This is a genomic window from Methylorubrum pseudosasae (genome assembly GCF_029504475.1).
GTDB classification, from domain to species: domain Bacteria; phylum Pseudomonadota; class Alphaproteobacteria; order Rhizobiales; family Beijerinckiaceae; genus Methylobacterium; species Methylobacterium extorquens.
Genome location: NZ_JAQGDU010000002.1, coordinates 4,715,527 through 4,737,789 on the forward strand (window position 1 = coordinate 4,715,527; position 22,263 = coordinate 4,737,789).

The 22,263-nt window shown below is 69.0% G+C and carries 24 protein-coding genes and 2 pseudogenes; 15 read left to right on the top strand and 11 right to left on the bottom strand.

Annotated elements, in window-relative coordinates:
- Positions 1–102 precede the first annotated feature (102 nt).
- Entirely contained in the window at positions 103–1,851 is a 1,749-nt protein-coding gene (locus tag M2437_RS23245) for an ABC transporter ATP-binding protein (RefSeq protein WP_253388798.1), read from the top strand.
- Positions 1,852–1,897: 46 nt separating this feature from the next.
- On the opposite strand, the gene gmk is transcribed toward M2437_RS23245, so the two are convergent.
- On the bottom strand, positions 1,898–2,569 hold the full coding sequence (gene gmk / locus M2437_RS23250; protein ID WP_003598580.1) for a guanylate kinase: 672 nt from the start codon (positions 2,567–2,569) through the stop codon (positions 1,898–1,900).
- A gap of 34 nt (positions 2,570–2,603) precedes the next feature.
- Positions 2,604–3,518, bottom strand: coding sequence for a YicC/YloC family endoribonuclease (locus M2437_RS23255; RefSeq protein WP_253388799.1), 915 nt, complete (start codon positions 3,516–3,518; stop codon positions 2,604–2,606).
- Between the two features lie 330 nt (positions 3,519–3,848).
- On the opposite strand from M2437_RS23255, the gene M2437_RS23260 reads away from it, so the two are divergent.
- Positions 3,849–4,394: a hypothetical protein gene (locus M2437_RS23260; protein WP_012253530.1), complete on the top strand. Its 546-nt coding sequence runs from the start codon at positions 3,849–3,851 to the stop codon at positions 4,392–4,394.
- A gap of 77 nt (positions 4,395–4,471) precedes the next feature.
- Here the strand turns inward: M2437_RS23260 and M2437_RS23265 are convergent, their stop codons facing one another.
- The 3 genes and pseudogenes from M2437_RS23265 to M2437_RS23275 all read right to left on the bottom strand — a co-directional run bounded on the left by M2437_RS23265 (position 4,472) and on the right by M2437_RS23275 (position 7,596).
- Positions 4,472–4,687: a hypothetical protein gene (locus M2437_RS23265; RefSeq protein ID WP_015950771.1), complete on the bottom strand. Its 216-nt coding sequence runs from the start codon at positions 4,685–4,687 to the stop codon at positions 4,472–4,474.
- Between the two features lie 221 nt (positions 4,688–4,908).
- Positions 4,909–6,292 (bottom strand): annotated as a pseudogene (locus M2437_RS23270) (class II 3-deoxy-7-phosphoheptulonate synthase).
- A gap of 137 nt (positions 6,293–6,429) precedes the next feature.
- Complete coding sequence (locus tag M2437_RS23275; protein WP_015950770.1) at positions 6,430–7,596, bottom strand: helix-turn-helix transcriptional regulator; 1,167 nt, start codon at positions 7,594–7,596, stop codon at positions 6,430–6,432.
- 382 nt (positions 7,597–7,978) lie between these two features.
- Between M2437_RS23275 and M2437_RS23280 the strand changes: the two genes are divergently transcribed.
- Complete coding sequence (locus tag M2437_RS23280) at positions 7,979–8,710, top strand: MBL fold metallo-hydrolase (protein ID WP_253388800.1); 732 nt, start codon at positions 7,979–7,981, stop codon at positions 8,708–8,710.
- A gap of 22 nt (positions 8,711–8,732) precedes the next feature.
- Here M2437_RS23280 and M2437_RS23285 read toward each other — a convergent pair whose 3' ends face one another.
- Positions 8,733–9,038 carry an alkylphosphonate utilization protein gene (locus tag M2437_RS23285; protein ID WP_253388801.1) on the bottom strand — a complete coding sequence of 102 codons (306 nt, stop codon included), beginning with the start codon at positions 9,036–9,038 and terminating at the stop codon, positions 8,733–8,735.
- Positions 9,039–9,259: 221 nt separating this feature from the next.
- Between M2437_RS23285 and M2437_RS23290 the strand changes: the two genes are divergently transcribed.
- Positions 9,260–9,487, top strand: coding sequence for a hypothetical protein (locus M2437_RS23290; protein ID WP_499007076.1), 228 nt, complete (start codon positions 9,260–9,262; stop codon positions 9,485–9,487).
- An 8-nt stretch (positions 9,488–9,495) separates the two neighbouring features.
- Positions 9,496–9,816 (top strand): DUF2059 domain-containing protein, encoded by a 321-nt coding sequence (locus tag M2437_RS23295; protein ID WP_499007078.1) that lies wholly within the window; start codon positions 9,496–9,498, stop codon positions 9,814–9,816.
- 6 nt (positions 9,817–9,822) lie between these two features.
- Here M2437_RS23295 and M2437_RS23300 read toward each other — a convergent pair whose 3' ends face one another.
- From M2437_RS23300 to hemA, 3 genes are read right to left on the bottom strand one after another with little or no spacing between them, the layout of a single operon-like run.
- Complete coding sequence (locus tag M2437_RS23300; protein ID WP_253388803.1) at positions 9,823–10,290, bottom strand: hypothetical protein; 468 nt, start codon at positions 10,288–10,290, stop codon at positions 9,823–9,825.
- Entirely contained in the window at positions 10,287–10,493 is a 207-nt protein-coding gene (locus M2437_RS23305; RefSeq protein WP_253388804.1) for a hypothetical protein, read from the bottom strand. Before M2437_RS23305 ends, M2437_RS23300 begins: the two co-directional genes overlap by 4 nt.
- A gap of 39 nt (positions 10,494–10,532) precedes the next feature.
- Entirely contained in the window at positions 10,533–11,921 is a 1,389-nt protein-coding gene (gene hemA / locus M2437_RS23310) for a 5-aminolevulinate synthase (protein WP_253388805.1), read from the bottom strand.
- A 591-nt stretch (positions 11,922–12,512) separates the two neighbouring features.
- Between hemA and M2437_RS23315 the strand changes: the two genes are divergently transcribed.
- The gene (locus tag M2437_RS23315) at positions 12,513–12,662 is read left to right on the top strand and encodes a hypothetical protein (protein ID WP_015822559.1); all 150 of its coding nucleotides are present in this window, start codon (positions 12,513–12,515) and stop codon (positions 12,660–12,662) included.
- Between the two features lie 191 nt (positions 12,663–12,853).
- On the top strand, positions 12,854–14,143 hold the full coding sequence (murA, locus tag M2437_RS23320; RefSeq protein ID WP_003601962.1) for a UDP-N-acetylglucosamine 1-carboxyvinyltransferase: 1,290 nt from the start codon (positions 12,854–12,856) through the stop codon (positions 14,141–14,143).
- A gap of 94 nt (positions 14,144–14,237) precedes the next feature.
- On the opposite strand, the gene M2437_RS23325 is transcribed toward murA, so the two are convergent.
- Positions 14,238–14,618 (bottom strand): hypothetical protein, encoded by a 381-nt coding sequence (locus M2437_RS23325; protein WP_253388806.1) that lies wholly within the window; start codon positions 14,616–14,618, stop codon positions 14,238–14,240.
- A 293-nt stretch (positions 14,619–14,911) separates the two neighbouring features.
- Here M2437_RS23325 and M2437_RS23330 point away from each other — a divergent pair, with 293 nt between their 5' ends.
- From M2437_RS23330 to M2437_RS23345, 4 genes and pseudogenes are all read left to right on the top strand, one after another.
- Entirely contained in the window at positions 14,912–15,367 is a 456-nt protein-coding gene (locus tag M2437_RS23330) for a DUF2948 family protein (RefSeq protein WP_003601964.1), read from the top strand.
- 31 nt (positions 15,368–15,398) lie between these two features.
- Positions 15,399–16,695: pseudogene (gene hisD / locus M2437_RS23335) on the top strand (histidinol dehydrogenase).
- A gap of 129 nt (positions 16,696–16,824) precedes the next feature.
- Positions 16,825–17,349 carry a UPF0262 family protein gene (locus M2437_RS23340; protein WP_003601966.1) on the top strand — a complete coding sequence of 175 codons (525 nt, stop codon included), beginning with the start codon at positions 16,825–16,827 and terminating at the stop codon, positions 17,347–17,349.
- Positions 17,350–17,656: 307 nt separating this feature from the next.
- The gene (locus M2437_RS23345) at positions 17,657–18,130 is read left to right on the top strand and encodes an arsenate-mycothiol transferase ArsC (protein ID WP_253388808.1); all 474 of its coding nucleotides are present in this window, start codon (positions 17,657–17,659) and stop codon (positions 18,128–18,130) included.
- Between the two features lie 94 nt (positions 18,131–18,224).
- On the opposite strand, the gene M2437_RS23350 is transcribed toward M2437_RS23345, so the two are convergent.
- Positions 18,225–19,055 (bottom strand): FTR1 family iron permease, encoded by an 831-nt coding sequence (locus M2437_RS23350; RefSeq protein WP_253388809.1) that lies wholly within the window; start codon positions 19,053–19,055, stop codon positions 18,225–18,227.
- A gap of 453 nt (positions 19,056–19,508) precedes the next feature.
- On the opposite strand from M2437_RS23350, the gene M2437_RS23355 reads away from it, so the two are divergent.
- From M2437_RS23355 to M2437_RS23370, 4 genes are all read left to right on the top strand, one after another.
- Positions 19,509–19,757, top strand: a complete 249-nt coding sequence (locus M2437_RS23355; protein WP_015822555.1) for a hypothetical protein — start codon at positions 19,509–19,511, stop codon at positions 19,755–19,757.
- A gap of 164 nt (positions 19,758–19,921) precedes the next feature.
- The gene (locus tag M2437_RS23360; RefSeq protein ID WP_253388810.1) at positions 19,922–20,362 is read left to right on the top strand and encodes a hypothetical protein; all 441 of its coding nucleotides are present in this window, start codon (positions 19,922–19,924) and stop codon (positions 20,360–20,362) included.
- Positions 20,363–20,468: 106 nt separating this feature from the next.
- Complete coding sequence (locus M2437_RS23365) at positions 20,469–21,365, top strand: GGDEF domain-containing response regulator (protein ID WP_012253514.1); 897 nt, start codon at positions 20,469–20,471, stop codon at positions 21,363–21,365.
- 181 nt (positions 21,366–21,546) lie between these two features.
- Entirely contained in the window at positions 21,547–22,254 is a 708-nt protein-coding gene (locus tag M2437_RS23370; RefSeq protein ID WP_253388811.1) for a response regulator transcription factor, read from the top strand.
- The last annotated feature ends 9 nt before the right edge of the window (positions 22,255–22,263 follow it).

The following is a 22,263-nucleotide window of genomic DNA, read 5'->3' on the forward strand; positions in this document are numbered from 1 at the left end:
GGGGGCCGCCCCGCGTCGGCGCCGCTGGCGCGACGACGCGCCCTCGCCTATGCGCCGGGGAGTCGCCCGCTTCCGGGCCAGAAGACCCGTCACTGCTGCGCCATGCTGAAGGCCTTCCTCGCCTATTACCGGCCGCACCGGACGCTGTTCCTGGTGGATTTCGGCTGCGCCGTGCTCTCGGGCCTGCTCGAACTCGGCTTCCCGCTCGCGGTCAAAGCCTTCGTCGACCGGCTGCTGCCGCAGCAGGATTGGAGCCTGATCCTGCTCGCAGCAATGGGCCTGACGCTGCTCTACGTCGCCAATGCCGGCCTGATGGTGGTCGTCACCTATTGGGGCCACGTGCTCGGCATCAACATCGAGACCGAGATGCGCGCCCGCGCCTTCGACCACCTGCAGAAGCTCTCGTTCCGCTTCTTCGACGGGCAGAAGACCGGCCACCTGGTGGCGCGCATCACCAAGGATCTGGAGGAGATCGGCGAGGTCGCCCATCACGGGCCTGAGGACCTGTTCATCGCGGTGATGACGCTGTTCGGCGCCTTCGCGCTGATGTTCCTCGTCCACCCGCCACTGGCGCTGATGACGCTGGCGATCCTGCCGCTGATCGCCTTTATCGTCATCCGCTACGGTGGGCGCATGACGCGCAACTGGCAGGCGCAGTACGGGCGCGTCGGCGCCTTCAACGCCCGCATCGAGGAGAATGTCGGCGGCATCCGCGTGGTGAAGGCCTTCGCCAACGAGGCGCATGAGCGGGCGCTGTTCGCCTCCGACAACCGGAACTACCGCACCACCAAGCTCGAAGCCTACCGGCTGATGGCCGGCGCCCTGTCGATCAACTATCTCGGCCTGCGCCTCGTGCAGATCGTGGTGCTCCTCGGGGGCGCCGCCTTCGTGGTGCGCGGTGACCTGACGCCCGGCGGCTTCGTCGGCTTCCTGCTCCTGGTGGCGGTGTTCTACCGGCCGCTGGAAAAGATCGGGGCGGTGATCGAGACCTACCCGAAGGGCATCGCCGGTTTTCGCCGCTACCAGGACCTGCTCGCCACCGAGCCCGACATCGCCGACCGGCCGGGGGCCATCCCCGCCCCGCCGCTGAAGGGCGAGATCCGCTTCGAGGGCGTGCGCTTCGGCTACAGCCCGGACCGGCCGGTGCTCTCCGCGATCGACCTGACGATCCACGCGGGCGAGACGGTGGCCTTCGTCGGCCCCTCGGGGGCGGGTAAGACGACGCTGCTCTCGCTGATCCCGCGCTTCTACGAGGCGGAAACCGGACGCATCACCATCGACGGCCACGACATCCGCGACCTGACGCTGGCCTCGCTGCGCGGGCAGATCGGTATCGTCCAGCAGGACGTGTTCCTGTTCGCCGGCACGATCCGCGAGAACATCGCCTATGGCCGCCTGCGCGCGAGCGAGGCCGAGATCCTGGACGCCGCCGCCCGCGCCCGGCTCGATGGGCTGATCGCCTCGCTGCCCGAGGGGCTCGACACGGTGATCGGCGAGCGTGGGGTGAAGCTCTCTGGAGGGCAGAAGCAGCGGCTCGCCATCGCCCGCGCCTTCCTCAAGAACCCGCCGATCCTGATCCTCGACGAGGCGACCTCGGCGCTGGACACGCAGACCGAGCGGGAGATCCAGGCCTCGCTGTTCGAACTGGCGGAAGGCCGCACGACGCTGGTCATCGCCCACCGGCTGGCCACGATCCGCCACGCCGACCGCATCGTGGTGGTGGCCGAGAACGGCATCGTCGAGCAGGGCCGTCACGACGTGCTGCTGGCCGGAGACGGCTACTACCGCCGCCTCCACGCGGCGCAGGTGGAGGATTCGCATCCGTCGCGGCCGCGCACGGCGGCGGAGTGAAGCGCCTTTCCCTCTCCCCGCGTGCGGGGCGAGGGAATTCAAATTCTCAAGCGCTCCGCCCGGCCTCGGCCAGGAGCCCATCGACGAAGCCCGGCAGGCCGGTGCGGCGGGTGCGCTTGAGGCGCTCGGCGGCCAGGATCGATTGAAGCGCGCGGAAGGACTCGTCGAGGTCGTCGTTGACGATGACGTAGTCGTACTCGCTCCAGCGCTGCATCTCGTTGCGGGCGTTGGCCAGCCGCCGCTCGATGGTCTCGGGTGCGTCTTCCGCCCGGCGCTCCAGGCGGTTGCGCAACTCGGCAAAGCTCGGCGGCAGGATGAACACCGTCACCACGTCGTCCTGCAGCCGCTGCCGGACCTGGCGGGTGCCCTGGTAGTCGATGTCGAAGATCATATCCCGGCCTTGGGACAGGGTCTTCTCGACCGGGCGGCGCGGCGTGCCGTAGAAATTCCCGTGGACCTCGGCCCATTCGAGCAGGTCGTCGCGGGTGCGAAGATCCTCGAACGCCTCGCGGTCGATGAAGCGGTAGTCGCGCCCGTCGATCTCCGAGGGGCGGCGCGAGCGCGTCGTCACCGAGATCGACAGGTCGAGGCCCCATTCGGGCCGCTGGGCGATGGCGCGGGTCAGCGTCGTCTTGCCCGCGCCCGAGGGCGAGGACAGGATCAGGATCAGCCCGCGCCGGGCGATATCCGGTCTGCCTTGGGTGGCATCCTGCGTCATCGGCGGGAAACTCCGCTGCGCATGTCTCTCGCTCTCATTCGACGTTCTGCACCTGCTCGCGGAATTGCTCCACCACGGCCTTCAAGTCGAGTCCGATCCGCGACAGGCTGATATCGCCGGCCTTGGCGCACAGGGTGTTGGCCTCGCGGCCGAGTTCCTGGGCCAGGAAATCGAGCCGCCGGCCGATCGCGCCGCCCTGAGCCAGCAACTCGCCGATGGCCGCGAGGTGAGCGCGCAGGCGGTCGAGTTCCTCGCGCACATCCGCCTTGGCCGCGATCAGCACCGCCTCCTGATGCAGGCGGTCGGGGTCGAGCCCCCCGGCGCCGACGAGGGCCGCCACCGCATCCGCGAGACGGGCGCGCACCGCCTCGGGCCGGCGGGCGGGGCAGTCCTCGGCGGCCTGGGTCAGACGGGCGATGTCCGCGATCTGGCTCTCCACGATCGCGTGCAGCCGCGCCCCTTCCGCGCGGCGGGCGGAAACGAGATCGGCCACGAGGGTCTCGATCCCGGCGACGAGATCCCGATTGAGCGCCTCAGGGTCGGCCCCGGCCTCGCTCTCGGTCTCGACGACACCGCGCACGGCGAGCAGCCCGTCGAGCGTCGCCGGGCCAACCTCCGCGGGACGCGGCACGCGGGCGACGGCCGCGGCGAGGCTCGCCAGCAGGGTTTCGTCGATGCGCACCCGCACCGCCGCCTCGGGCCGCGTCAAGGTGAGACCGAGCTGGCACTGGCCGCGAGAGAGCGCCTTGGACAGAGCGATGCGGGCCGCCTCCCCCGCCGCCTCGAAGCCGTTCGGCGCACGCACGCGGATATCGAGCCCACGCCCGTTCACGGTGCGGATCTCCCACAACCACTGCACCGCGCCGGTCGTGCCGGCGGAGCGGGCAAACCCGGTCATGCTCGCGATGGTCGTGTCTTCGCTGGTCTTGCCTGCGCTGGTCTGGGCCAAGGGCGCGTCGCTCCCGCTCGTCCTCCATCGGCGCTCGGCCGCTCATCGCGGGGAACGACTCCGGAAAAGGTCGGTTTGTCGGATACGCGCTTTCGGCAAGAAAGCGCAATGCGGAGGCGGGCGGAAGGCCGGCTCGCCGTGGGCGCCGCGTGCACTGCACCACGACCGCGCCGCCCTATTCTGCACAAGAAATGTCCACGTCATATAATGATGCAAGAGCCCAGCGTCCAAGCAGGCATGAATACTGTGCATCAGCTTGACGCTGATGATGTGTCTTCCTAACTTCCAAGTCGACCAAAGGGCACCGAACAATCGAGCGGGGACCCATCCATGACGAACCCCTTCGACATCAAGAATCGCTTCCGGGCGCGCCTGCGCGCGGCCGACGCGCAGAAGCATCGGATCCAGGCCAAGCTTCTTCAGGACGGCGTTCGGGCACTGGCTCCGATCACTGAGGCCCTGAGCCTGATGGCCGAGGTGTTGGAAGAGGACGGCATCGAACACGGCCGGATCACCTGCCCCGCCCCGGAGGTGGATCGCGACGATTTCGTTGGCTTCACCGCCACGTTGCAGAACGACGCCGGTCAGGAACACCGGATCACCGTGAAGTACGGCCCCGTTCTGGGTGGGCGCAACTTCATCGCGGTGAACGGCCTGGGGGCGGAGTACAACGAGCGGCTGCTCACCCTGGCCAGCAACACGACGCCGGGCCTCGGCCGCTGCGTCGGCAGCGACGTGCATGTCGAAGCCGATCGCGGCGGCGACCTGGCCGAGATCCTGCGCGAGATGGTCGAGGACTTCTTCGCCGGCCATAGCGAGGCGCCGATCCGCACCGGGGCGACCGAGTCGCGCGGCCGTCTGGCGCTGGTGCAGTAGGCGCCGCGCGAGGCGCTTGCGGACCGTCCCGGTCGCGGGATCAGGACTTCGCCGTCACGGAGCGGCGGAGCGTCCGCTCACGGATCGAGGCGGCGCGCCCGGGCGGCGCGGGCCATGGCGATGAGTTCGTTGGCGGTGAGGTTGTGCGACGGCAGGCGCGCCTCGGACTCGATGGGGTGCAGGTCGATGGAGCGCCGGTCCAGCGGAGGCGCGGCGGCGGAGAGCAGTCCCGGATTCCAGCTCGGCCAGAGACTGCGAATGCGAGATGTCTTCCTGGTCGCCGATACCGCCATGCCGCCTCCGAAGCCGATCACTTAAGAGGATGATAACCAAGCTCGGGCGCGAGAAACATTCTTGACGCGCGCCGATGTGGTGCTTCGCCGAATCTTTTGTCGGCTGCGCGTCGGGGCGGAGGCGGCCTTCGCTGCACATGGGTTCGCACAACGAAAAAGGCGGGCGCGATCCTGCATGATCGCACCCGCCCCATCGCATTCCGATCACGATCGGACCGAGGCTACTCCGCCGCGTCGAGGCGCGGGCGCTCGATCTCGGCGCGCTCGCGCTTCACCAGTTCGGCGGTCAGGAACGCCACCTCCAGCGCCTGCTCCGCGTTGAGGCGCGGGTCGCAGTAGGTGTGGTAGCGGTCCTGAAGGTCGTCCGCCGTCAGCGCACGGGCGCCGCCGGTGCATTCGGTCACGTCCTTGCCGGTCATCTCGAGATGGATGCCGCCGGCGATCGTGCCTTCCGCGCGGTGCACGCCGAAGAAGCCCTCGATCTCCTGCATCACCCGCTCGAACGGCCGGGTCTTGTAGCGGCCGGCGGCGATGGTGTTGCCGTGCATCGGATCGCAGACCCACACGACGTTGCGGCCCTCGCGCTGCACCGTGCGGATCAGCCCCGGCAGGTGATCGCCGACCTTGTCCGCGCCGAAGCGGCAGATCAGGCTGAGGCGGCCGGCCTCGTTCTCCGGGTTGAGGAGATCGATCAGGCGGATCAGCCCTTCGGCCGTGGTCGAGGGCCCGCATTTCAGGCCGATCGGATTCTTGATGCCGCGGGCATATTCCACATGGGCGTGGTCCGGCTGGGCGGGTGCGGTCGCCGATCCAGAGCATATGGCCGGAGGTGGCGTACCAATCGCCGCTCGTCGAATCGACGCGGGTCAGCGACTCCTCGTAGCCGAGCAGCAGCGCCTCGTGGCTGGTGTAGAAATCCGTGGTGCGGACCTCCTGGTGCGTCTCCGGGTTGATGCCGATGGCGCGCATGAAGTCGAGCGCGTCCGACATCCGCTCGGCCACATCGCGGTAGCGCGAGGATTGCGGGCTGTCCTTGACGAAGCCGAGCATCCAGCGATGCGCGTTCTCGAGGTTGGCGTAGCCGCCGGTGGCGAAGGCGCGCAGCAAGTTCAGCGTCGCCGCCGACTGCCGGTAGGCCTCGAGCTGGCGGCGCGGATCGGGGATCCGGGCCTCCTCGTTGAAGGTCAGGCCGTTGATGATGTCGCCGCGGTAGCTCGGCAGCGCCACGCCGTCGAGCGTCTCGGTCGGCGAAGAGCGCGGCTTGGCGAACTGGCCGGCGATGCGGCCGACCTTCACCACGGGCGAGCCGCCCGCGAAGGTGAGCACCATCGCCATCTGCAGGAAGACGCGGAAGAAGTCGCGGATGTTGTCGGCCGAGTGCTCGTCGAAGCTCTCGGCGCAGTCGCCGCCTTGCAGGAGGAAGGCCTCGCCCGCCCCGACGCGCGCCAGGGCCGCCTTCAGCTTGCGCGCCTCACCGGCAAAAACGAGCGGCGGAAAGCTCGCGAGTTGCGCCTCGACGGCCTGGAGAGCGCCCGCGTCCGGATAGGACGGGACCTGCTGGATCGGCAGGTTGCGCCAGGTTTTGGGGGTCCACCGCTCGGCCATGATACTCTCTCCGCTCACCCGATCGGGTGATGCGCGCGGGCCCTCCCGCCTCGCGCGAAGCCGGGCTTATAGAGCGGTTTTTCAGAAGTTGCGAGTTGGCCGACGCCATAGCTGAGTATCGGCCGACGCATCGGCCGCTATTCGCGCAATCCCGACCCGGCGCCCCGGCCGGCGAGCAGGCCGACGAGCTCGGCTTGGCGCGACACGCCGGTCTTCTGGAAGATGCGCCGGAGCACCGAGCGGGCGGTGCTGGGGGTGATCCCAAGCTTGGCCGCGGCCGGTGCCGGGGCATCGCCCGCCGCGATCAGGGCGGCGAGCCGGGCCTCGGCCGGGGTCAGGTCGAACAGGCCCTGGACCACATCCGCACTCGGCACGTCCTGGGCCACGACGGGGGTGGCGATCAGCACGAAGCGGGCGCGGACGAACACGTCGTGGGCCGCGCCGCGGATCGGCACGAGATGCAGGATCACCGGGGGACGCTCACCGCTCGCGGCGATCGGGATCGAGCGCACCGGCATCGCCTGCGGCGCGGCGGATTGTGCCACGGCTTCGCGCAGCAGCCTGTCGGCGGCCGGATCGACGACGGCGAGCCGCAAGGGCTGGTCGCTGAGGGTGTGAGGCATCATCGCCACCAGGGACGGATTGGCGTCGATGACCCGCCCGCCGCTTCCGAGCACGGCCGCCGGCAGGCCGAGTGCTTCGAGCGTCCGGGTGGTGGTCGAGACCCGCTCCATCTCCAGGCGTGCGGAGAGCAGGGCGGCCCGGGCGAGATGGGGACGCAGGCTGTTGAGCGCGGACAGAATCTGCGGCCCGAAATCGCCCTCGGCGCGGGCGCGCTCGCAATGGACGATGACGCTGTCGCCGCTCGGCACCAGCACGGCTGTCGCGGTACCCGCGCCGTAGCCCCGGGGGATCAGGAAGTCCTGATAGAGCGGCAGCGTCGCGATCTCCTCCTCCGTCACGACGTCGAGGTCGTTGAGAAAGCCGGGATGACGCAGCGCCAACAGGCGTCCGATGCGGACGTTGTCGGGGAAGCGCTCGAAATGATCGATCACCAGCGGGTCGAACTCCGGCGACGTCGTCACGAAGTCGCGAAAGTGCGTCCCGGTCGAGACGATCATCACCGCCTGCGGGGCGCCAGCGAAGCGGGCGAGTTCGACGAGCACCTCGCGCCACAGCTCGGGCAAGGCCGCCGCCTCGTAGATCCGGTCGATCAGGGCGGCGCCCTCGGCCGACAGGGCGGCAGCCGGCTCGATCGAGGCCGAGCGAATGGCGGAGGGGAAGGGGTGGGAATGGATCGTCATGAATCGAGCGAAAGCAATGGAACGAACGCGGTCGCAGGGTCGGAATTTGCCATCTCCGCAGGCCGCGGGATACAGCATTGGGCTTGCTGGAACAGTATTTTGTCGGATCTTGTCCCCAGAAAAACAATCACAACCTGCACACAGCCAGACTCCAATCCCCTAACGGGAAATTAAAATCAGTATGTCGCGCTGAATCCTCCCTTTTTAGCCGATTAACAAATGCAACGAAATCTGTCTTCCCGGACAGCGGGCCGGCGTCTCGCAAACACGCGAGAGACGCACTCCGGAGAATGAGCGCGATCCATGCCGGCCGGGGACGATTGATCGTGGCGCCCGGTGACCGAGATCCCCGCCGGGATCGGCAAGGCAGGGAGAGTGATCCATGCGGCTCCACGTTCTCGGTTGCGGCGACGCGTTCGGCTCGGGCGGGCGCTTCAACACCTGCTTCCACGTCGATGCGCCCGGCGGCGCCTTCCTCATCGATTGCGGCGCCTCCGCGCTCATCGCGATCCGGCGCTTCGGCGTCGAGCCGAACCGCATCCGCACGGTGTTCCTCACCCATCTCCACGGCGACCATTTCGGCGGCCTGCCCTGGCTGATCCTCGACGGGCAGCTCGTCAGCGGGCGCACGGAGCCGTTGACCGTGGTCGGACCGCCGGGCACGGCCGAGCGCCTTCCGGCGGCGATGGAGGTGCTGTTTCCCGGCTCCAGCACGGCCGAGCGCCGATTCCCAGTCGAGGTCGTGGAAATGGAAGCCGGGCGCCCGGTCGAGACCGGGGGCGTGCGAGCCGCCGCCTTCACCATGCGCCACCCCTCGGGCGCGCCCGCGCACGCCCTGCGGATCGAGGCGGCGGGCAAGGTCGTCAGCTATACCGGCGACACCGAGTGGGTGGAGGATATCGTCGCCGCGGGGAGCGGGGCGGACCTGATGATCGCCGAGGGCTACACCGTGGAGCGTCCGGTGAAGTTCCACCTCGATTGGGCGACGCTGAAGCGGCGCCTGCCCGAGATCGCCCCTAAGCGGCTGATGCTCACGCATATGAGCCCGGAGATGATCGCTCACCCGCCGGACGGTTACATCGCAGCCGAGGACGGGCTCGTCGTCACCCTTTGACCCCGCCCCTCGCTACGCGCGATCAGCGCTTGCGCACGAATTCCGTGCGCAGGACGAGGCCCTTGATGCTGTCGTGGCGGCAATCGATCTCCTCCGGATCGACCGTGAGGCGGATCGACCGGATGACGGTGCCCTGCTTGAGGGTCTGGTTCGCGCCCTTGACCTTGAGATCCTTGATTAGGGTGACCGCATCACCGTCGGCCAGGATGTTGCCCGCGGCGTCACGCACAGGCGCCCGCGCAGCCGGGGTCTCGGGCGACGCCGCGCCGGCGGGGCGCCATTCGCCGAGCGCTTCGTCGTAGATGTAGGTGTCGTCCGTATCCGGCATCGTCTGGCTCCTGGCGGTCACGCCACTGTGAGCGCGGCCATAGCGGTGGCTTGGGATAGCGGCGCCTTGGGCAGGCCGACAAGCGCGTTGCGAGCATAGCTCCGAACCGACTACCGTTCCGCGAGTTGGCAGCGGGTGTTCGCACGATCACCGTTACCTGCGTGTCATCCCGTTCGGGCAAACAGCCCGACCCCATGTTCACGACCGGAGTCACACCGACCATGCGCCAGGAAATGCTCTCCGGAATGCTCGGCCTCGGCCTGCTCTGCGCGCCGGCCCTCGTCACGGGCACCGTTCCCGCCTCGGCGCAGGCGCCCGCCCAACCGGCCGCCCCGGTTGTCACCGCCGATCCCGAACGGTTGGCCGCCGCCCGCGAGGTCGTCGCCGCGGCGCAGGGGGACCGGGCCGCGGTGCTCGCGGCGATGAAGGCGCCGATGGCCGGGGGGTGATGCAGCAGATGGGTCTTACGGACCCAAAGAAGGCCCAGGTGATGGTGGACGAGGTCGTGATGCCCACGCTCTCGGAGAATTACGACGACCTGCTCGCGATCCAGGCCCTCAGCTTCGCCTCCGTCCTCTCGAAGGAGGATCTGAAGGCGGTTGCCGGCTTCTACGCCACGCCGGCGGGCAAGAATCTCGTGAAGGCGCAGCCGCAACTGAGCCAGGCGATGCTGACGGGGATGCAGCAATGGATGGGCACGCTGCTGCCGCAGCTCAAGGAGAAGGTGGAGAAGGCCGCCGCAGCGCATGGCTGGTCGAACGAGGTCAAGCGGCGCTGAGCCCCCTCACCGCTCCGGCTCGAACAAGGCCGCGGCCGCGGGCCCCTGCGGGAAGGTCAGGGGCATCCGGACGACGCCGCGGTGATAGGGGAAGCGGGCGCGCTGAAGCGGGTCCGGCCCGGTGAAGATCAGCCGCGGCCGGAACGAGACCGGGCTGACGCAGAGCAGGTAAGTGCGCAGGTTGCGCTCGTCGGGCACGAACATCGCCGTGTCGAGGTAGCGCGCCTTGTGCCGCACCCAAGCCGGGATGAACGGCAGCCGCCAGCGCCGGGCGAGATGCTCGCCGACCCCGCCGAGGAAGGCATCGGGCCGCGCGTCTCCCAGAAAACCCGGATCCTCGGCGATCATCGCCCCCTGGGCGGTGATGTCGCCGTCGAGCGCGTAGAAGGCGTCGAGGAAGTTCTGCAGGTGGTGATCCCAATCGCCATCCGCGCGTGCCCGCTCGACCACCTCGCGCAAGGAGGCGGGCCTCATCGTGGGCGATCCTGAAGCACCGACCGGAAGCGCAGGCTCGCCTCACCGGGTGGCGCCTCGTCGTAGACGGAAACGTACAGGTCTTGCAGCGCCGCCCCGCCTCCGTAGACGGCGAGTTCGACGAACAGCCCCCGCGCGGACAGATCCGCGCCGAGCAGCTCAAAGGCCTCGAGGAGGCGGGTGCGGTCGAAGGCCAGGGCCATGCGGACAGTGTAGCCGATGCCGCGGCCTTCGCGAAAAGGCTACTCCGCCGCTGCGGCGAACACCGTCCCGGCCCGCGGCAGATCCAGGGTATCCCAGGTTTCCACCAGCGCGGCCGTCAGCGCACCGATCCGCTCGTCGTCATGGAAGGGTGAGGGCGTGATCCGCAGGCGCTCGGTGCCGCGCGGGACGGTGGGATAGTTGATCGGCTGGATGTAGATGTCGTGGTGCTCCAGCAGGTGGTCGGCTGCCGCCTTGCACAGCTCGGCATCGCCGACCATCAGCGGCACGATGTGGGTCTCGGTGTGCAGCACCGGCAGGCGGGCGGCTTCCAACGCCGCCTTGGTGCGGGCGGCCTGGCGCTGATGCGCCTCGCGCTCGGTCTTCGAGCGCTTGAGGTAGCGCACCGAGGCGCGCGCCGCCGCGGCGACGGCCGGCGGCAGGGCGGTGGTGAAGATGAAGCCGGCCGCGTGGCTGCGAACCGCGTCGCACAGGGTCGCCGTGCCGGTGATGTAGCCGCCGACGCAGCCGAAGCCCTTGGCGAGCGTCCCCTCGATCACATCGACCCGGTGCATCACACGATCGCGCTCGGCGATGCCGGCGCCACGCTCGCCGTAGAGGCCGACCGCATGGACCTCGTCGAGATAGGTCATGGCGCCGTAGGCATCGGCAAGGTCGCAGATCGCGGCGATCGGCGCCACGTCGCCATCCATCGAGTAGACCGACTCGAAGGCGATCAGCTTGGGCCGGTCGCCGGCCTCGGCGAGCAGCTGCTCGAGATGTTCGAGGTCGTTGTGACGGAAGACGCGCTTCTCGCAGCCGGAATGGCGCACGCCCTCGATCATCGAATTGTGGTTGAAGGCGTCCGACAGGATCAGGCAGTTCGGCAGCAGCTTCGCGATGGTCGAGATGCCGGCCTGATTCGAGACATAGCCCGAGGTGAAGACGAGGCCCGCCTCCTTGCCGTGCAGGTCGGCGAGTTCGCGCTCCAGATCGACCAGCGGCGAGTTGTTGCCGGCGATGTTGCGGGTGCCGCCGGCGCCGACGCCGCAGCGGGCGGCCGTGTCGGTCAAGGCCGCGACGACCTCGGGGTGCTGGCCCATGCCGAGATAATCGTTGGAGCACCATACGGTGATCTCGCGGTTGCCGCCCTCCGGGCGCCGCCACGTGGCCTGCGGAAAGCGGCCGGAGATCCGCTCGATGTCGGCGAAGACGCGATAGCGGCGCTCGCTGTGCAGCCGGTCGAGGGCGGCACGGAAATGGCCGTCGTAATCCGTACGCGGACCGGCGGGGCGCACCGGCGGCCGCTCGAATTTGGCCCGGCCATTGCTAGCACCGGAATCGTCCACGCCGCCATCGCCGCCGACGATCGACTCGTCGGTCAGGCTGGCGCTGTCGGCCGCGTTCACAGGCATCAGGTTCACGGGCATCCGTCCTCGACGCTTTCGGCTGGCCGGGCGTTCTTCTTGGGACGCCTCGGTTTAAAGAATTTCGGGCCCGGACCCTACCCCGGAGAGCGTGGCCGAACCGTTCGCGGCCGGGGCGGTGATCTCCCGGGGTTCAGCCCCCAGGGAGCGGCACGGCCTTCGCCGCGCGTCATCGTCCGACCGGCGGCTTTTCGCATTCCGTCCGGGACGAGTCCCTCGCCGGTGCCGCCGTGACCGCAAGATAGGAGGTAATTTCGAACTGGTTCAAGGTGAGTTCGAGACATTCCTGCTTTGCACAGGCGCGAAGGGCCCTTCGATCTTGCCCACGTGAGGGCTCGATCATCGAATGCTCGCTCTCAGATGCCGTCGTAGCGCGACCTCATGCAACGCCCGCGAGAACCGACGCCCGCTGATTCGCTCATGAACCTTGCCTTGGGTGACGATGGGTCGCGGCGCGAAGCGAGGCCCATACTTGGCGGCCGATGCGCTGGCGAAGGGGACAAAATCGGGATACGGCCTTTCCCGAGATGGCCAAGCGCACGCATCGGCGGCGACGGGCGCTCCGCGCCGGGTGAAATCGTTTCGGAACGCGAGATGGCGACCAAAGACGAGGAGCGCGCCGCCCGCCTCAAAGCGGCCCTGCGCGACAACCTGCGCCGCCGCAAGGCGCAAGCCCGGAGCCGGGCCGACGACGCACCCGAGCCCGCGAAGGCGCCGCCGGCCGAACCGGCCGAGAAGAGCTAGCTCCCGCCGCCCGACTTGCCTCTCCTGCGCCACGTTATTGGAGCGATGCTTCGGGCGCGGGATGGAACCGAACGGCCACGCTTCTTCTTTTTGCCGGATACCGCCTATACCTCCACCCTGAACAAGGGGCGCTCGCGCCCGGCACGCAAGGCGACCTCCGCGATCGGAACGGGGGTGCTCCGAGGATTCCGATGGACCGCATCCACATCACCGGCGGCACGCCGCTCAACGGCACGATCCCGATTTCGGGCGCCAAGAACGCGGCGCTGCCGCTGATGATCGCAAGCCTTCTCACCGGGGAGACGCTGGAACTCATCAACGTGCCGCGGCTCGCCGACATCGCGGCGCTGACGCGCATTCTCGGCAATCACGGTGTCGATCACATGGTCGTCGGCAAGCGGCCGGGGCAGACCGCCGAGACCGGCCAGACCGTCCGGCTCACCGCCTCGAACGTCATCGACACCACCGCGCCCTACGAACTCGTCTCGACCATGCGGGCGAGCTTTTGGGTGATCGCGCCGCTGCTGGCCCGCTTCGGCGAGGCCAAGGTGTCGCTGCCCGGCGGCTGCGCCATCGGCACACGTCCGGTCGACCTGCTGCTCATGGCGCTGGAAAAGCTCGGCGCCGAGATCGAGATCGACGGCGGCTACGTGGTCGCGAAGACGAAGAACGGGCTGCGCGGCACCGAGATCGACTTCCCCAAGGTCACGGTCGGCGGCACCCATGTCGCCCTGATGGCGGCCGCACTCGCCTACGGCACGACGGTACTCGACAACGCCGCCCGCGAGCCGGAAGTCGTCGATCTCGCCGAATGCCTGATCAAGATGGGCGCACGGATCGAGGGTGCGGGCACCTCCCGCATCGTCGTGGAGGGCGTGGCACGCCTCGGCGGCACCCGGCACGAGGTTCTGCCCGACCGGATCGAGACCGGCACCTACGCCATGGCGGTGGCGATGACCGGGGGCGACGTCTCCCTGGTCAACACCCGCACCGACCTGCTCGCCTCGGCCCTCGAGACCCTGGCCTCCACCGGCACCGAGGTCACGGCCCTGCCCGACGGCATCCGCGTGCGCCGCAACGGCGGCGGCATCAGCCCGGCCGACGTGACGACCGACCCGTTCCCCGGCTTCCCGACCGATCTCCAGGCGCAGTTCATGGCGCTGATGACGCTGGCCAAGGGCCAGTCGCGCATCCGCGAGACGATCTTCGAAAACCGCTTCATGCACGTGCAGGAGCTGGCCCGCCTCGGCGCGCGGATTCGCCTCGACGGCGATCTCGCCGTGGTCGAGGGCGTCGAGCGCCTGAAGGGCGCGCCCGTCATGGCCACCGACCTGCGCGCCTCGGTCTCGCTGGTGATCGGCGCGCTCGCCGCGGAAGGCGAGACGCAGATCAACCGCGTCTACCACCTCGACCGCGGCTTCGAGGCCCTGGAGGCCAAGCTCGCCCGCTGCGGCGCGCAGATCGAGCGCGTGCGGGCCTGACGGCGCCCGGCGCCGATCTTACCACTCGGCCCCACACGAAAACGGCCTGCACCGCGCGGTGCAGGCCGAGACTGTTTTAAAACGATCCGAGGGGTCAGCGGGCGATGGCGCCGCGCTTCACGCCGAAGCCGGGAATATCGCAGGCGCAGGGCGCGTTCGGCGGGGCGAAGCCCGTCGCGCAGCTGCCGCGGGCGGTGATGCAGACGCTGCCGCCGCGTCCGCCGCGGGGCGGCCCCCGGAAGCGCGGACCATCATCCTCATCCTCGAAGCGGCGGCGCCGGCCACCATCATCGCCGTAGCGGCGCCGACCATAACCGTCGTCGTCATCGCGGGAGCGGCGGCTGTAGCCGTCGTCGTAGCGGCGCGGACTGTCATAACCATCGCGATAAGACTGGGCGCTCGCCGGGCTCGCCACGAACCCGAGGGCCAGGACGACCCCCAAGGTGCGCCCTATGGCCAGAACTCCGTTTTGCATCGTCCGCATCCCCTCCGGATGACTTGGAAAAGTCACGCTGACCTTAGCCATGCGCTCATGAACGCACGATGAGCTCAAAAGAACCGCAGCCTGTGATCGCGGCTCGGACATGACGCGCCGGGCACGGCTCGCGCTCCTGCGCGGCGCGGTCTTTCCGATGCCGAACCGGCCTCCCGGTCGCTGAAACGCGCTCCGACCCGTCCGGCTGCCGGTTGCCGCAGGCGGGTCGCGTCGCTACCTACGCCTCGAAATCCGCTCGCCGCGTGTTCGGTCGGAGAGCTCGGAGCGTAATGATGGAGCTTCTCAAGCTCGCCGCCCTCGATGCCGAGGATCTCGCCGTCATCTCTGCCCACCTTCAGGACGCGATCCTGCGGGCAGAGGATCTCGCGTGGCTGCCGGGCGAGCACCGCTTCGCCCTGGCGGCGCGCCGTTTCGACTGGTCGGTGCCGCCGGGTCAGCCGCCCCGGCGACGCCTGTCGGGCCTGCATTTCGAACGCGTGCTCTCGGTGAAGACCAAGGGCATCACGCCGGGGGCGACCTCCGGCGATCCCTTGAGCCTGCTGGCGATCACCTTCGAGGAAACCGAGGCGCCGTCCGGCGTCGCGACCCTGGTCTTTTCGGGCGGGGCCGCGATCCGGCTCGAACTCGAATGCATCGAGGTGCGCCTGAAGGATCTCGGCCCCGTCTGGGAAGCCGATGGCCGCCCCGACCACGAGGCCGTGCGCAACCTCGTCGAGAACCGCCCGTGATCCCCCTCCCCCGAACCGCCGATATCGCCCGATGATCCGTCTCGACAGCCGCTCTCCCGATTTCGCGGAGGCGTTCAAGCGCCTGCTCGGCCTCAAGCGCGAGATCTCCGAGGATGTGGACGAGACCGTGCGCGGCATCATCGCGGGGGTCGTCTCCGGCGGTGACGCGGCGCTCGTCGATTACACCCGCCGCTTCGACCGGCTCGGCCAGGATTTCGCGCCGGCTTCCCTGCGCATCACCGCCGAAGAGGTGGAGGCGGCAGTGGACGCCTGTCCGCCAGAGGCCCGCGCTGCCCTGGCTCTCGCGGCCGAGCGGATCGAGGCCTATCACCGCCGCCAGATCCCCGAGGATCACCTCTCCACCGACGATCTCGGCGTCACCGCCGGCTGGCGCTGGACCGCGATCGAATCGGTCGGGCTCTACGTGCCCGGCGGCACCGCGAGCTATCCCTCCTCGGTGCTGATGAACGCGGTGCCGGCGCGCGTCGCGGGCGTGCCGCGCATCGTCATGGTGGTGCCGACCCCCGAGGGTCAGCTCAACCCGCTGGTGCTCGCTGCGGCCAAACTCTCCGGCGTCACCGAAATCTACCGGGTCGGCGGAGCGCAGGCGGTGGCCGCGCTCGCCTACGGCACGGAAACCATCGCGCCGGTGGCCAAGATCGTCGGCCCCGGCAATGCCTGGGTCGCGGCGGCCAAGCGCCGGGTGTTCGGACAGGTCGGCATCGACATGATCGCCGGCCCCTCCGAAGTGCTGATCCTGGCCGACCGCCACGCCAACCCCGATTGGATCGCCGCCGACCTGCTGGCCCAGGCCGAGCACGACACCGCGGCACAGGCCGTGCTCGTTACTGACTCGGACGAGTTGGCCGACGCGACCGAGGCCGCGGTCGAGCGCGCGCTCGCGACCCTGAAGCGGGCCGAGATCGCCCGCGCCAGTTGGCGCGATTACGGCGCGATCATCCGCGTCCAAAATTTCGACGAGGCGGTGCCGCTCGTGGACGCCATCGCGCCCGAACATCTCGAGATCGAGACCGAGGACGCCGACGCGTTGTCGCTGAAAATCCGGAACGCGGGGGCGATCTTCCTCGGCGCGCACACGCCGGAAGCCATCGGCGATTTATGTCGGCGGCCCGAACCACGTCCTGCCGACCGCCCGCTCGGCGCGGTTCTCCTCGGGGCTCGGGGTGCTCGACTTCATGAAGCGCACCTCGATCCTGCGCTGCGATCCGGCCGCCTTGCGGGCGCTCGGGCCCGCCGCGATCGCTCTCGGCGAATCCGAGGGTCTCGACGGGCATGCCCGCTCCGTATCGATCCGGCTCAACCTCTAGGGCCTCCGACCGGCCGGGATCACGTTTCGGATCGATCGCCCGGAGCGCTTGCGTGCGGGCCCGGCTTGCGGCTCATGTGACGGAAACAAGGCGCCCGGATTCGGGTGCTGACGCGAGAAGGCGCCGGCGATGAAGGCCGAACCGAAGCAGGGGGCGCAAGACGCGCAGGGCGAGGCACCGGCAAAGCCGCGAAACCGGCTCGCGGCGGTGCGTTTCGACGAGGGCTCGATCGGCCGGGGCAACCCCGACCAGGAGCACGAGCGCGCCATCGCGATCTACGACATCCTGGAGGAAAATTCCTTCACGATCCCCGAGCGCGACGAGGGCCCGTACGGGCTGGTCCTCGGCCTCGTCGAGAACAAGCTGTCCTTCGCGATCGCGACCGAGGCGGGCGAGCCGGTGATGACCCACCTGCTCTCGCTCACTCCGTTCCGCCGGGTCATCCGCGACTACGAGATGATCTGCGAGAGCTATTACAGCGCGATCCGCACCGCCTCGCCGACGCAGATCGAGGCGATCGATATGGGGCGGCGCGGCCTGCACAACGAAGCATCCGAGCTGCTGCGGCAGCGCCTCGAAGGCAAGGTCGATCTCGACCATGACACGGCGCGGCGCCTGTTCACGCTGATCTTCGCCCTTCACTGGAAGGGGTGACGATCGCGGCTTTATCCTGCCTGAAGGTGGAGCACTCGGCAGAATGCTACGCTTTGGGGAATTCCGGAGCGGATCTATATCAGCGTGTGCGCGAGCACCTCATGAAACGCCCGATCCGTGGTGCATCGGCGCAAGACGGCGTGGGCGTTTCGCGAGGGGTCACGGTGTTTGCATCGTCTTTTCCGACAAGCCGGCGCCCGTTCGCGGCGATGCTCTCGGAGTGCTCCACAGGATTTCCGGTCGTTGACCGCTCCTCCGCAGGCATGACGATGCGGCGGGGGTTTCGTGGGAAGCACCCGGGCGGGGCATGACGGACGACACGATCCCCGGGACCGGGCCCAAGAAGCGGCGGGTTCAGTCCGTCCTGTTCATGTGCAACTTCAACGCGGTGCGCTCGCTGGCGGCGGAGGCGATCGCGCGCCATTATTTCGGCAAATCCACCTACGTGCAGTCCGCCGGCGTGCGCTCGGGCGAACCGAGCGATCCGTTCATGGTCGCGGCCCTGGACGAGATCGGCATCGACGCCTCCCGCCACAAGCCGCGCACCATCGAGCAGCTCGAGGATTGGGAGGGGCTGAACTTCGACCTGATCATCACCCTCTCGCCGGAGGCGCACCACCGGGCGCTCGAACTGACCCACACGCTTGCGGCGGATGTCGAGTACTGGCCGACGCCGGACCCGACGCTGATGCAGGAGGGCACGCGCGAGCAGCGCCTCGACGGCTACCGCGACGTGCGCGACGGACTGACCTACCGGATCAAGTCCCGGCTGAAGGTGTGAGGGCCAGGGCCTCTCGCCCTGAAACGAAAACGCCGCCGATGACGGCGGCGTGAAAGCAAAAGGGCTCCCCGAGCGGGGAGCCCCATCGCCAAAATCAGGACGCGGCCGAGACCGGCCGCCCCTCGCGCACCTCGGTGCCGCCGCCTGCCTTGCGCCGAAGGCTGACGAGGGCCGCCGCCGCGGCCACGGCCAGGATCGCGAGCTGGGTGCCGAGCGCCTCCCAGCTGCCGTTGCTCAGGCCCCATTCCGAGACGAAGGCGGGCACACCGTCCGTGGTGAAGGGGATCAGTGCCTGCTCCTGAAGCTCCTGGAACGCTTGGCCGACCATCCGCAGTCCCATGAAGAACAGGAAGGCCGAGGTCACCACGAACATCGGGCGCAGCGGCAAGCGCAGCGCCAGCCACTGCATCGCCACGAACATCGCCACTAGCGCTAGGGTCGCGGCTGCGAGCCCGCCCAGCAATGCGGCATCGAAGCCGTTGGCGGTCTTGGCCAGGGTGTGGACGAACAGGATCGTCTCGGCGCCCTCGCGGAACACCGCCAGGAAGGCGATGCCGGCGAGCGACAGCATGGTGCCCGCGCCGAGTGCCCGCTCGGCAAGGCGGTTGAGGTCCGCCTGCCACGCCTTCGGGTCCTGGCGGAGGAACATCCAGCCGCTCATGTAGAACAGCAGCACCGCGGCCGCGAGCATCACACCGGCCTCGAACAGGTCGCTGTGATTGCCGTCGTAGAAGGTCGCGAACACCCACGCCATGACGACGCTGGCGACGACGGCGGCGAGCGCCCCGATATAGACCGGTGCGATCCGCTCCGCCGCATCCGCACGGCGAAGGAAGGCAGCGAGCGCTGCGATAACCAGCAGAGCTTCCAGTCCCTCACGGAACAGGATGATGAAAGCCTGCACGAACGTCGATCCGTCCGTCATCCGATTGCTCCCGTTTCGATCGGCGGAACCCGCGTCCCGGCGAATTGTCTGTCTCAACGGCGATGCCGCTCCTTGCGGCACCGCGAATACTTGTCACGATACAATGTTGTTTTGATGCAAAACGCAGTTTGGAAACGTTCCTAACAAGAAGAGCGGTCCAGTTTCGGACGACGAAGCCCGATGTTTCGCTTCGCGTGCCAGTACAACCCTTTGCACCATTCTCGCAAGCATCGCAGCAGGCACACGGGATCGCGCTCCGTCGCCGCAGGCAACACCGCCGACAACGCAGGGAGACGCAGACAAATTTTTGCCGTTTTCCGGAAGGTCGCGCGAAACCCAATGGCCACGTTGGGGATTGTTGATTCAATATGCGGCGGCGCCTGCACGGCGGGACACCGGCCGCCCCGACCGAACCGTTGAAGCGCGCCCCCAGCGGCGCGCGGGCAGGATATCATGAACGCGCACTCCACCGCCGCGGCCCTCCTCGGCCTCGCCCTGATCGGCCTGACCGCGACGCCGAGCCTCGCCGCGCCGGGCACGGGCCGCAGCACCACCCAGGTCGCCGAGGCCGCTCAGGTCTCTCAGGCGGCCGCGACGACCTCGGACAGCGACGAGGAGAGCGCCAACTGCAACAAGCAGCGCCGTCGCCTGTGGATCGAGGGCGAGGGCTGGATCGTCCGCCGCGTCACGATCTGCCGCTAGACACGGAACGACGGGGGCGGACGCCATCGGCCGGCAGAGCGCCCGTCTCAGCATTCTGCATCGGCTGGCGGGACGAGGGGCAGCGGAACGAGCATAGGCGCCGCCGATTTGGTTTCATGAATCGCGCATGTCTCGCCGTTGCGCCACCGGAGAAGCCCCGCCCCATGCGCCCTGCCCTCGCCGCCGGTCTCGCCACCCTGTTCGCACTCGGCGCCGCCTCGGGCGCCGCGGCGGACCCATATTACGGCTACGGCTACGGCGGGGGCGGCTACCGCTTCGCCGGGCCGGTGATTGAGGGCGCCTATCTCGGCGCACCGTTCACGCGTCTGCCCAGCACGAGCCGCCTCGTGCCGCCGGCCTGGGGCTACGGCACCTACGGCATTCCCACGGCGGCCGGCATCCGCGACACACCTGTCGCGCGCCCGACCCTGACCGTGATCGAAGGGCCCGCTTCCGCCGGTCTCCGTCCCGCAGCCCGCAGACACGGCGCCCGCGTCCTCTCGAAGGATTCCAGGGGCATCTGGACCGATCCGGCACCCCGTTCCGAGGGCGGGGAATTCGGCGCCCAGGTGGTGTCGGTCCGGGTCCCGGCCCGTTCCCGGTAGGACCGTCGCCCAAGAGGCAGCTTCCTCCCTTGATGCGGTATGAACTCTAGACGGGCCCTTAACCTGTCTTGCGCACAATCTACGCCAATCACCGGGGGGTAGAGCCGTGCACATCGTCATCGTGGATTCGAGCCGTGTCGTCCTGCGAATCGTGGCCGGCATGCTCGAACCGCGGGGTCATGTGGTGACGCAGTTCACGGACTCCGGTGAGGCGCTGGCCTACATCACCGACAATCCGAAGGTCCGGGCCCTGATCACGAGCCTGGAAGTCCGTCCGTTGAGCGGATTGGAACTGTGCTGGTCGGCCCGCCTGCTGTCCGAGTCGAGCCGTCCGCTCTCGATCATCGCCATGTCCTCGGCCCGCAACGCCCGCAACCTCGCCGAGGCTCTCGACAGCGGCGCCGACGACTTCATCGACAAGCCGCCGGGCGCCGAGGAATTGCAGGCGCGCATGCGGGCAGCCGAGCGCCTCACCACGCTCCAGAGCGACCTGATCCGGCTCGCTGAGACCGATTCGCTCACCGGCCTGCTCAACCGCCGCGCCTTCCTGCAGCGCACACGGGAGGCCGCCCAGAAGGCCGGGTCGTTCGGGCATCTCTGCGCGGTGATCCTCGACATCGACCATTTCAAGCGCATCAACGACGAGCACGGCCACGATGTCGGCGACGCGGCGATCAAGGCCGTGGCGGGGATGATCGAGGCGGAGGGCATTGCCGGGCGCCTGGGCGGGGAGGAATTCGCGGTGATGCTCGCCGGTCAGCGTCTCACGGAGGCCGAGGCGGTCGCCTCCCGCCTGCGCCTCAAGACCTCCGATCTGCGCATCCGCTCGACCAAGGGGCCGGTGCGGCTCACGTGCAGCTTCGGCGTGAGCGAATGGTCCGAGGGCGAGACCGTCGAGGGCCTTCTGAAGCGGGCCGACATCGCCCTGTACGAAGCCAAGACGACGGGCCGCAATCGCGTGGTCTCGGCGATGTCCGACCTCATCCTGTCCCGGACCGCGTGAAACACGCCCAGCCGGGGCATTGCTCGGCCCCATCCCGTCCCGAAGCGGGACGGTGACCGCCGGGCGGCACCGCGAGGGAACGTTTCGGGGCAATAAAGTCCCCTAAACCGCTGGAACGACTCTTGTTCTTCCCCATCCGCACAAGCCGCACCGTTCTGCGGCGGGACGAGAGGGGAGCGGCATGAGCCAGGCCGTCAATCACACCGCCAGCCACACGGCGAGCCGGGCTGTCGAGCTTTTGATCGTCGACGAGCAGTCGGGGCTCGATGCACGGATGCGCGCCGAATTGGAGCACGCACCGGCCCTGCGCACCATCGGCGAGGACGATCTGGCCCGTGGCGGTCCGGTGCCGGCGGTCGCGCTGGTCCCGGTGGACGGAGCGGGAGCGGAAGCCGGCTGCGCGCGGATCGCGGCCTTGCGCAAAGGACGGCCCTGGCTGCGGGTGCTCGCGGTGTTCCGGACCCTCGACGCGTCGGCGATGCATCGGCTGATCGCCGCCGGGGCCGACGCCTTCGTCGGCTGCGGCACCCCGGCGGACGAGGTCTGCGCCAGCGTGCTCGCCCTCGCGAAGGGAGCCCCACCCGCGCCGTCGGCCGCGTCGTCCTCCGCCTGCCCCTCCGCCGAGGATACGGCCATCGGGCTTACCCCGCGCGAGGCGGAGGTTCTGCGCTTCCTCAGTGCCGGCTTCAGCAACAAGGAGGTCGCCCGGCGGCTCTCGCTGAGCGTCCGGACGGTCGAGACCCACCGGCTCAACCTGCGCCGCAAGACGCAGACCGGCCGCCTCAAGGATCTCGTCACCCTCGCCCGCCAGCTCGGTCTCGCCCCGGTGCTCGACACCGAGGCGCCGCGCAGCCCGGCCCGCCACGCTGCACACGCCGCCCGGGCCTGAAGGCCCGGA

Coding starts and splice junctions, on each gene's coding strand:
- M2437_RS23245 (WP_253388798.1), top strand. CDS start 103: ATGCTGAAGGCCTTCCTCGCCTATTACCGGCCGCACCGGACGCTGTTC.
- gmk (WP_003598580.1), bottom strand. CDS start 2,569: ATGACGCAGGATGCCACCCAAGGCAGACCGGATATCGCCCGGCGCGGG.
- M2437_RS23260 (WP_012253530.1), top strand. CDS start 3,849: ATGACGAACCCCTTCGACATCAAGAATCGCTTCCGGGCGCGCCTGCGC.
- M2437_RS23265 (WP_015950771.1), bottom strand. CDS start 4,687: ATGGCGGTATCGGCGACCAGGAAGACATCTCGCATTCGCAGTCTCTGG.
- M2437_RS23275 (WP_015950770.1), bottom strand. CDS start 7,596: ATGACGATCCATTCCCACCCCTTCCCCTCCGCCATTCGCTCGGCCTCG.
- M2437_RS23280 (WP_253388800.1), top strand. CDS start 7,979: ATGCGGCTCCACGTTCTCGGTTGCGGCGACGCGTTCGGCTCGGGCGGG.
- M2437_RS23285 (WP_253388801.1), bottom strand. CDS start 9,038: ATGCCGGATACGGACGACACCTACATCTACGACGAAGCGCTCGGCGAA.
- M2437_RS23290 (WP_499007076.1), top strand. CDS start 9,260: ATGCGCCAGGAAATGCTCTCCGGAATGCTCGGCCTCGGCCTGCTCTGC.
- M2437_RS23295 (WP_499007078.1), top strand. CDS start 9,496: ATGGGTCTTACGGACCCAAAGAAGGCCCAGGTGATGGTGGACGAGGTC.
- M2437_RS23300 (WP_253388803.1), bottom strand. CDS start 10,290: ATGAGGCCCGCCTCCTTGCGCGAGGTGGTCGAGCGGGCACGCGCGGAT.
- M2437_RS23305 (WP_253388804.1), bottom strand. CDS start 10,493: ATGGCCCTGGCCTTCGACCGCACCCGCCTCCTCGAGGCCTTTGAGCTG.
- hemA (WP_253388805.1), bottom strand. CDS start 11,921: ATGCCCGTGAACCTGATGCCTGTGAACGCGGCCGACAGCGCCAGCCTG.
- M2437_RS23315 (WP_015822559.1), top strand. CDS start 12,513: ATGGCGACCAAAGACGAGGAGCGCGCCGCCCGCCTCAAAGCGGCCCTG.
- murA (WP_003601962.1), top strand. CDS start 12,854: ATGGACCGCATCCACATCACCGGCGGCACGCCGCTCAACGGCACGATC.
- M2437_RS23325 (WP_253388806.1), bottom strand. CDS start 14,618: ATGCAAAACGGAGTTCTGGCCATAGGGCGCACCTTGGGGGTCGTCCTG.
- M2437_RS23330 (WP_003601964.1), top strand. CDS start 14,912: ATGGAGCTTCTCAAGCTCGCCGCCCTCGATGCCGAGGATCTCGCCGTC.
- M2437_RS23340 (WP_003601966.1), top strand. CDS start 16,825: ATGAAGGCCGAACCGAAGCAGGGGGCGCAAGACGCGCAGGGCGAGGCA.
- M2437_RS23345 (WP_253388808.1), top strand. CDS start 17,657: ATGACGGACGACACGATCCCCGGGACCGGGCCCAAGAAGCGGCGGGTT.
- M2437_RS23350 (WP_253388809.1), bottom strand. CDS start 19,055: ATGACGGACGGATCGACGTTCGTGCAGGCTTTCATCATCCTGTTCCGT.
- M2437_RS23355 (WP_015822555.1), top strand. CDS start 19,509: ATGAACGCGCACTCCACCGCCGCGGCCCTCCTCGGCCTCGCCCTGATC.
- M2437_RS23360 (WP_253388810.1), top strand. CDS start 19,922: ATGCGCCCTGCCCTCGCCGCCGGTCTCGCCACCCTGTTCGCACTCGGC.
- M2437_RS23370 (WP_253388811.1), top strand. CDS start 21,547: ATGAGCCAGGCCGTCAATCACACCGCCAGCCACACGGCGAGCCGGGCT.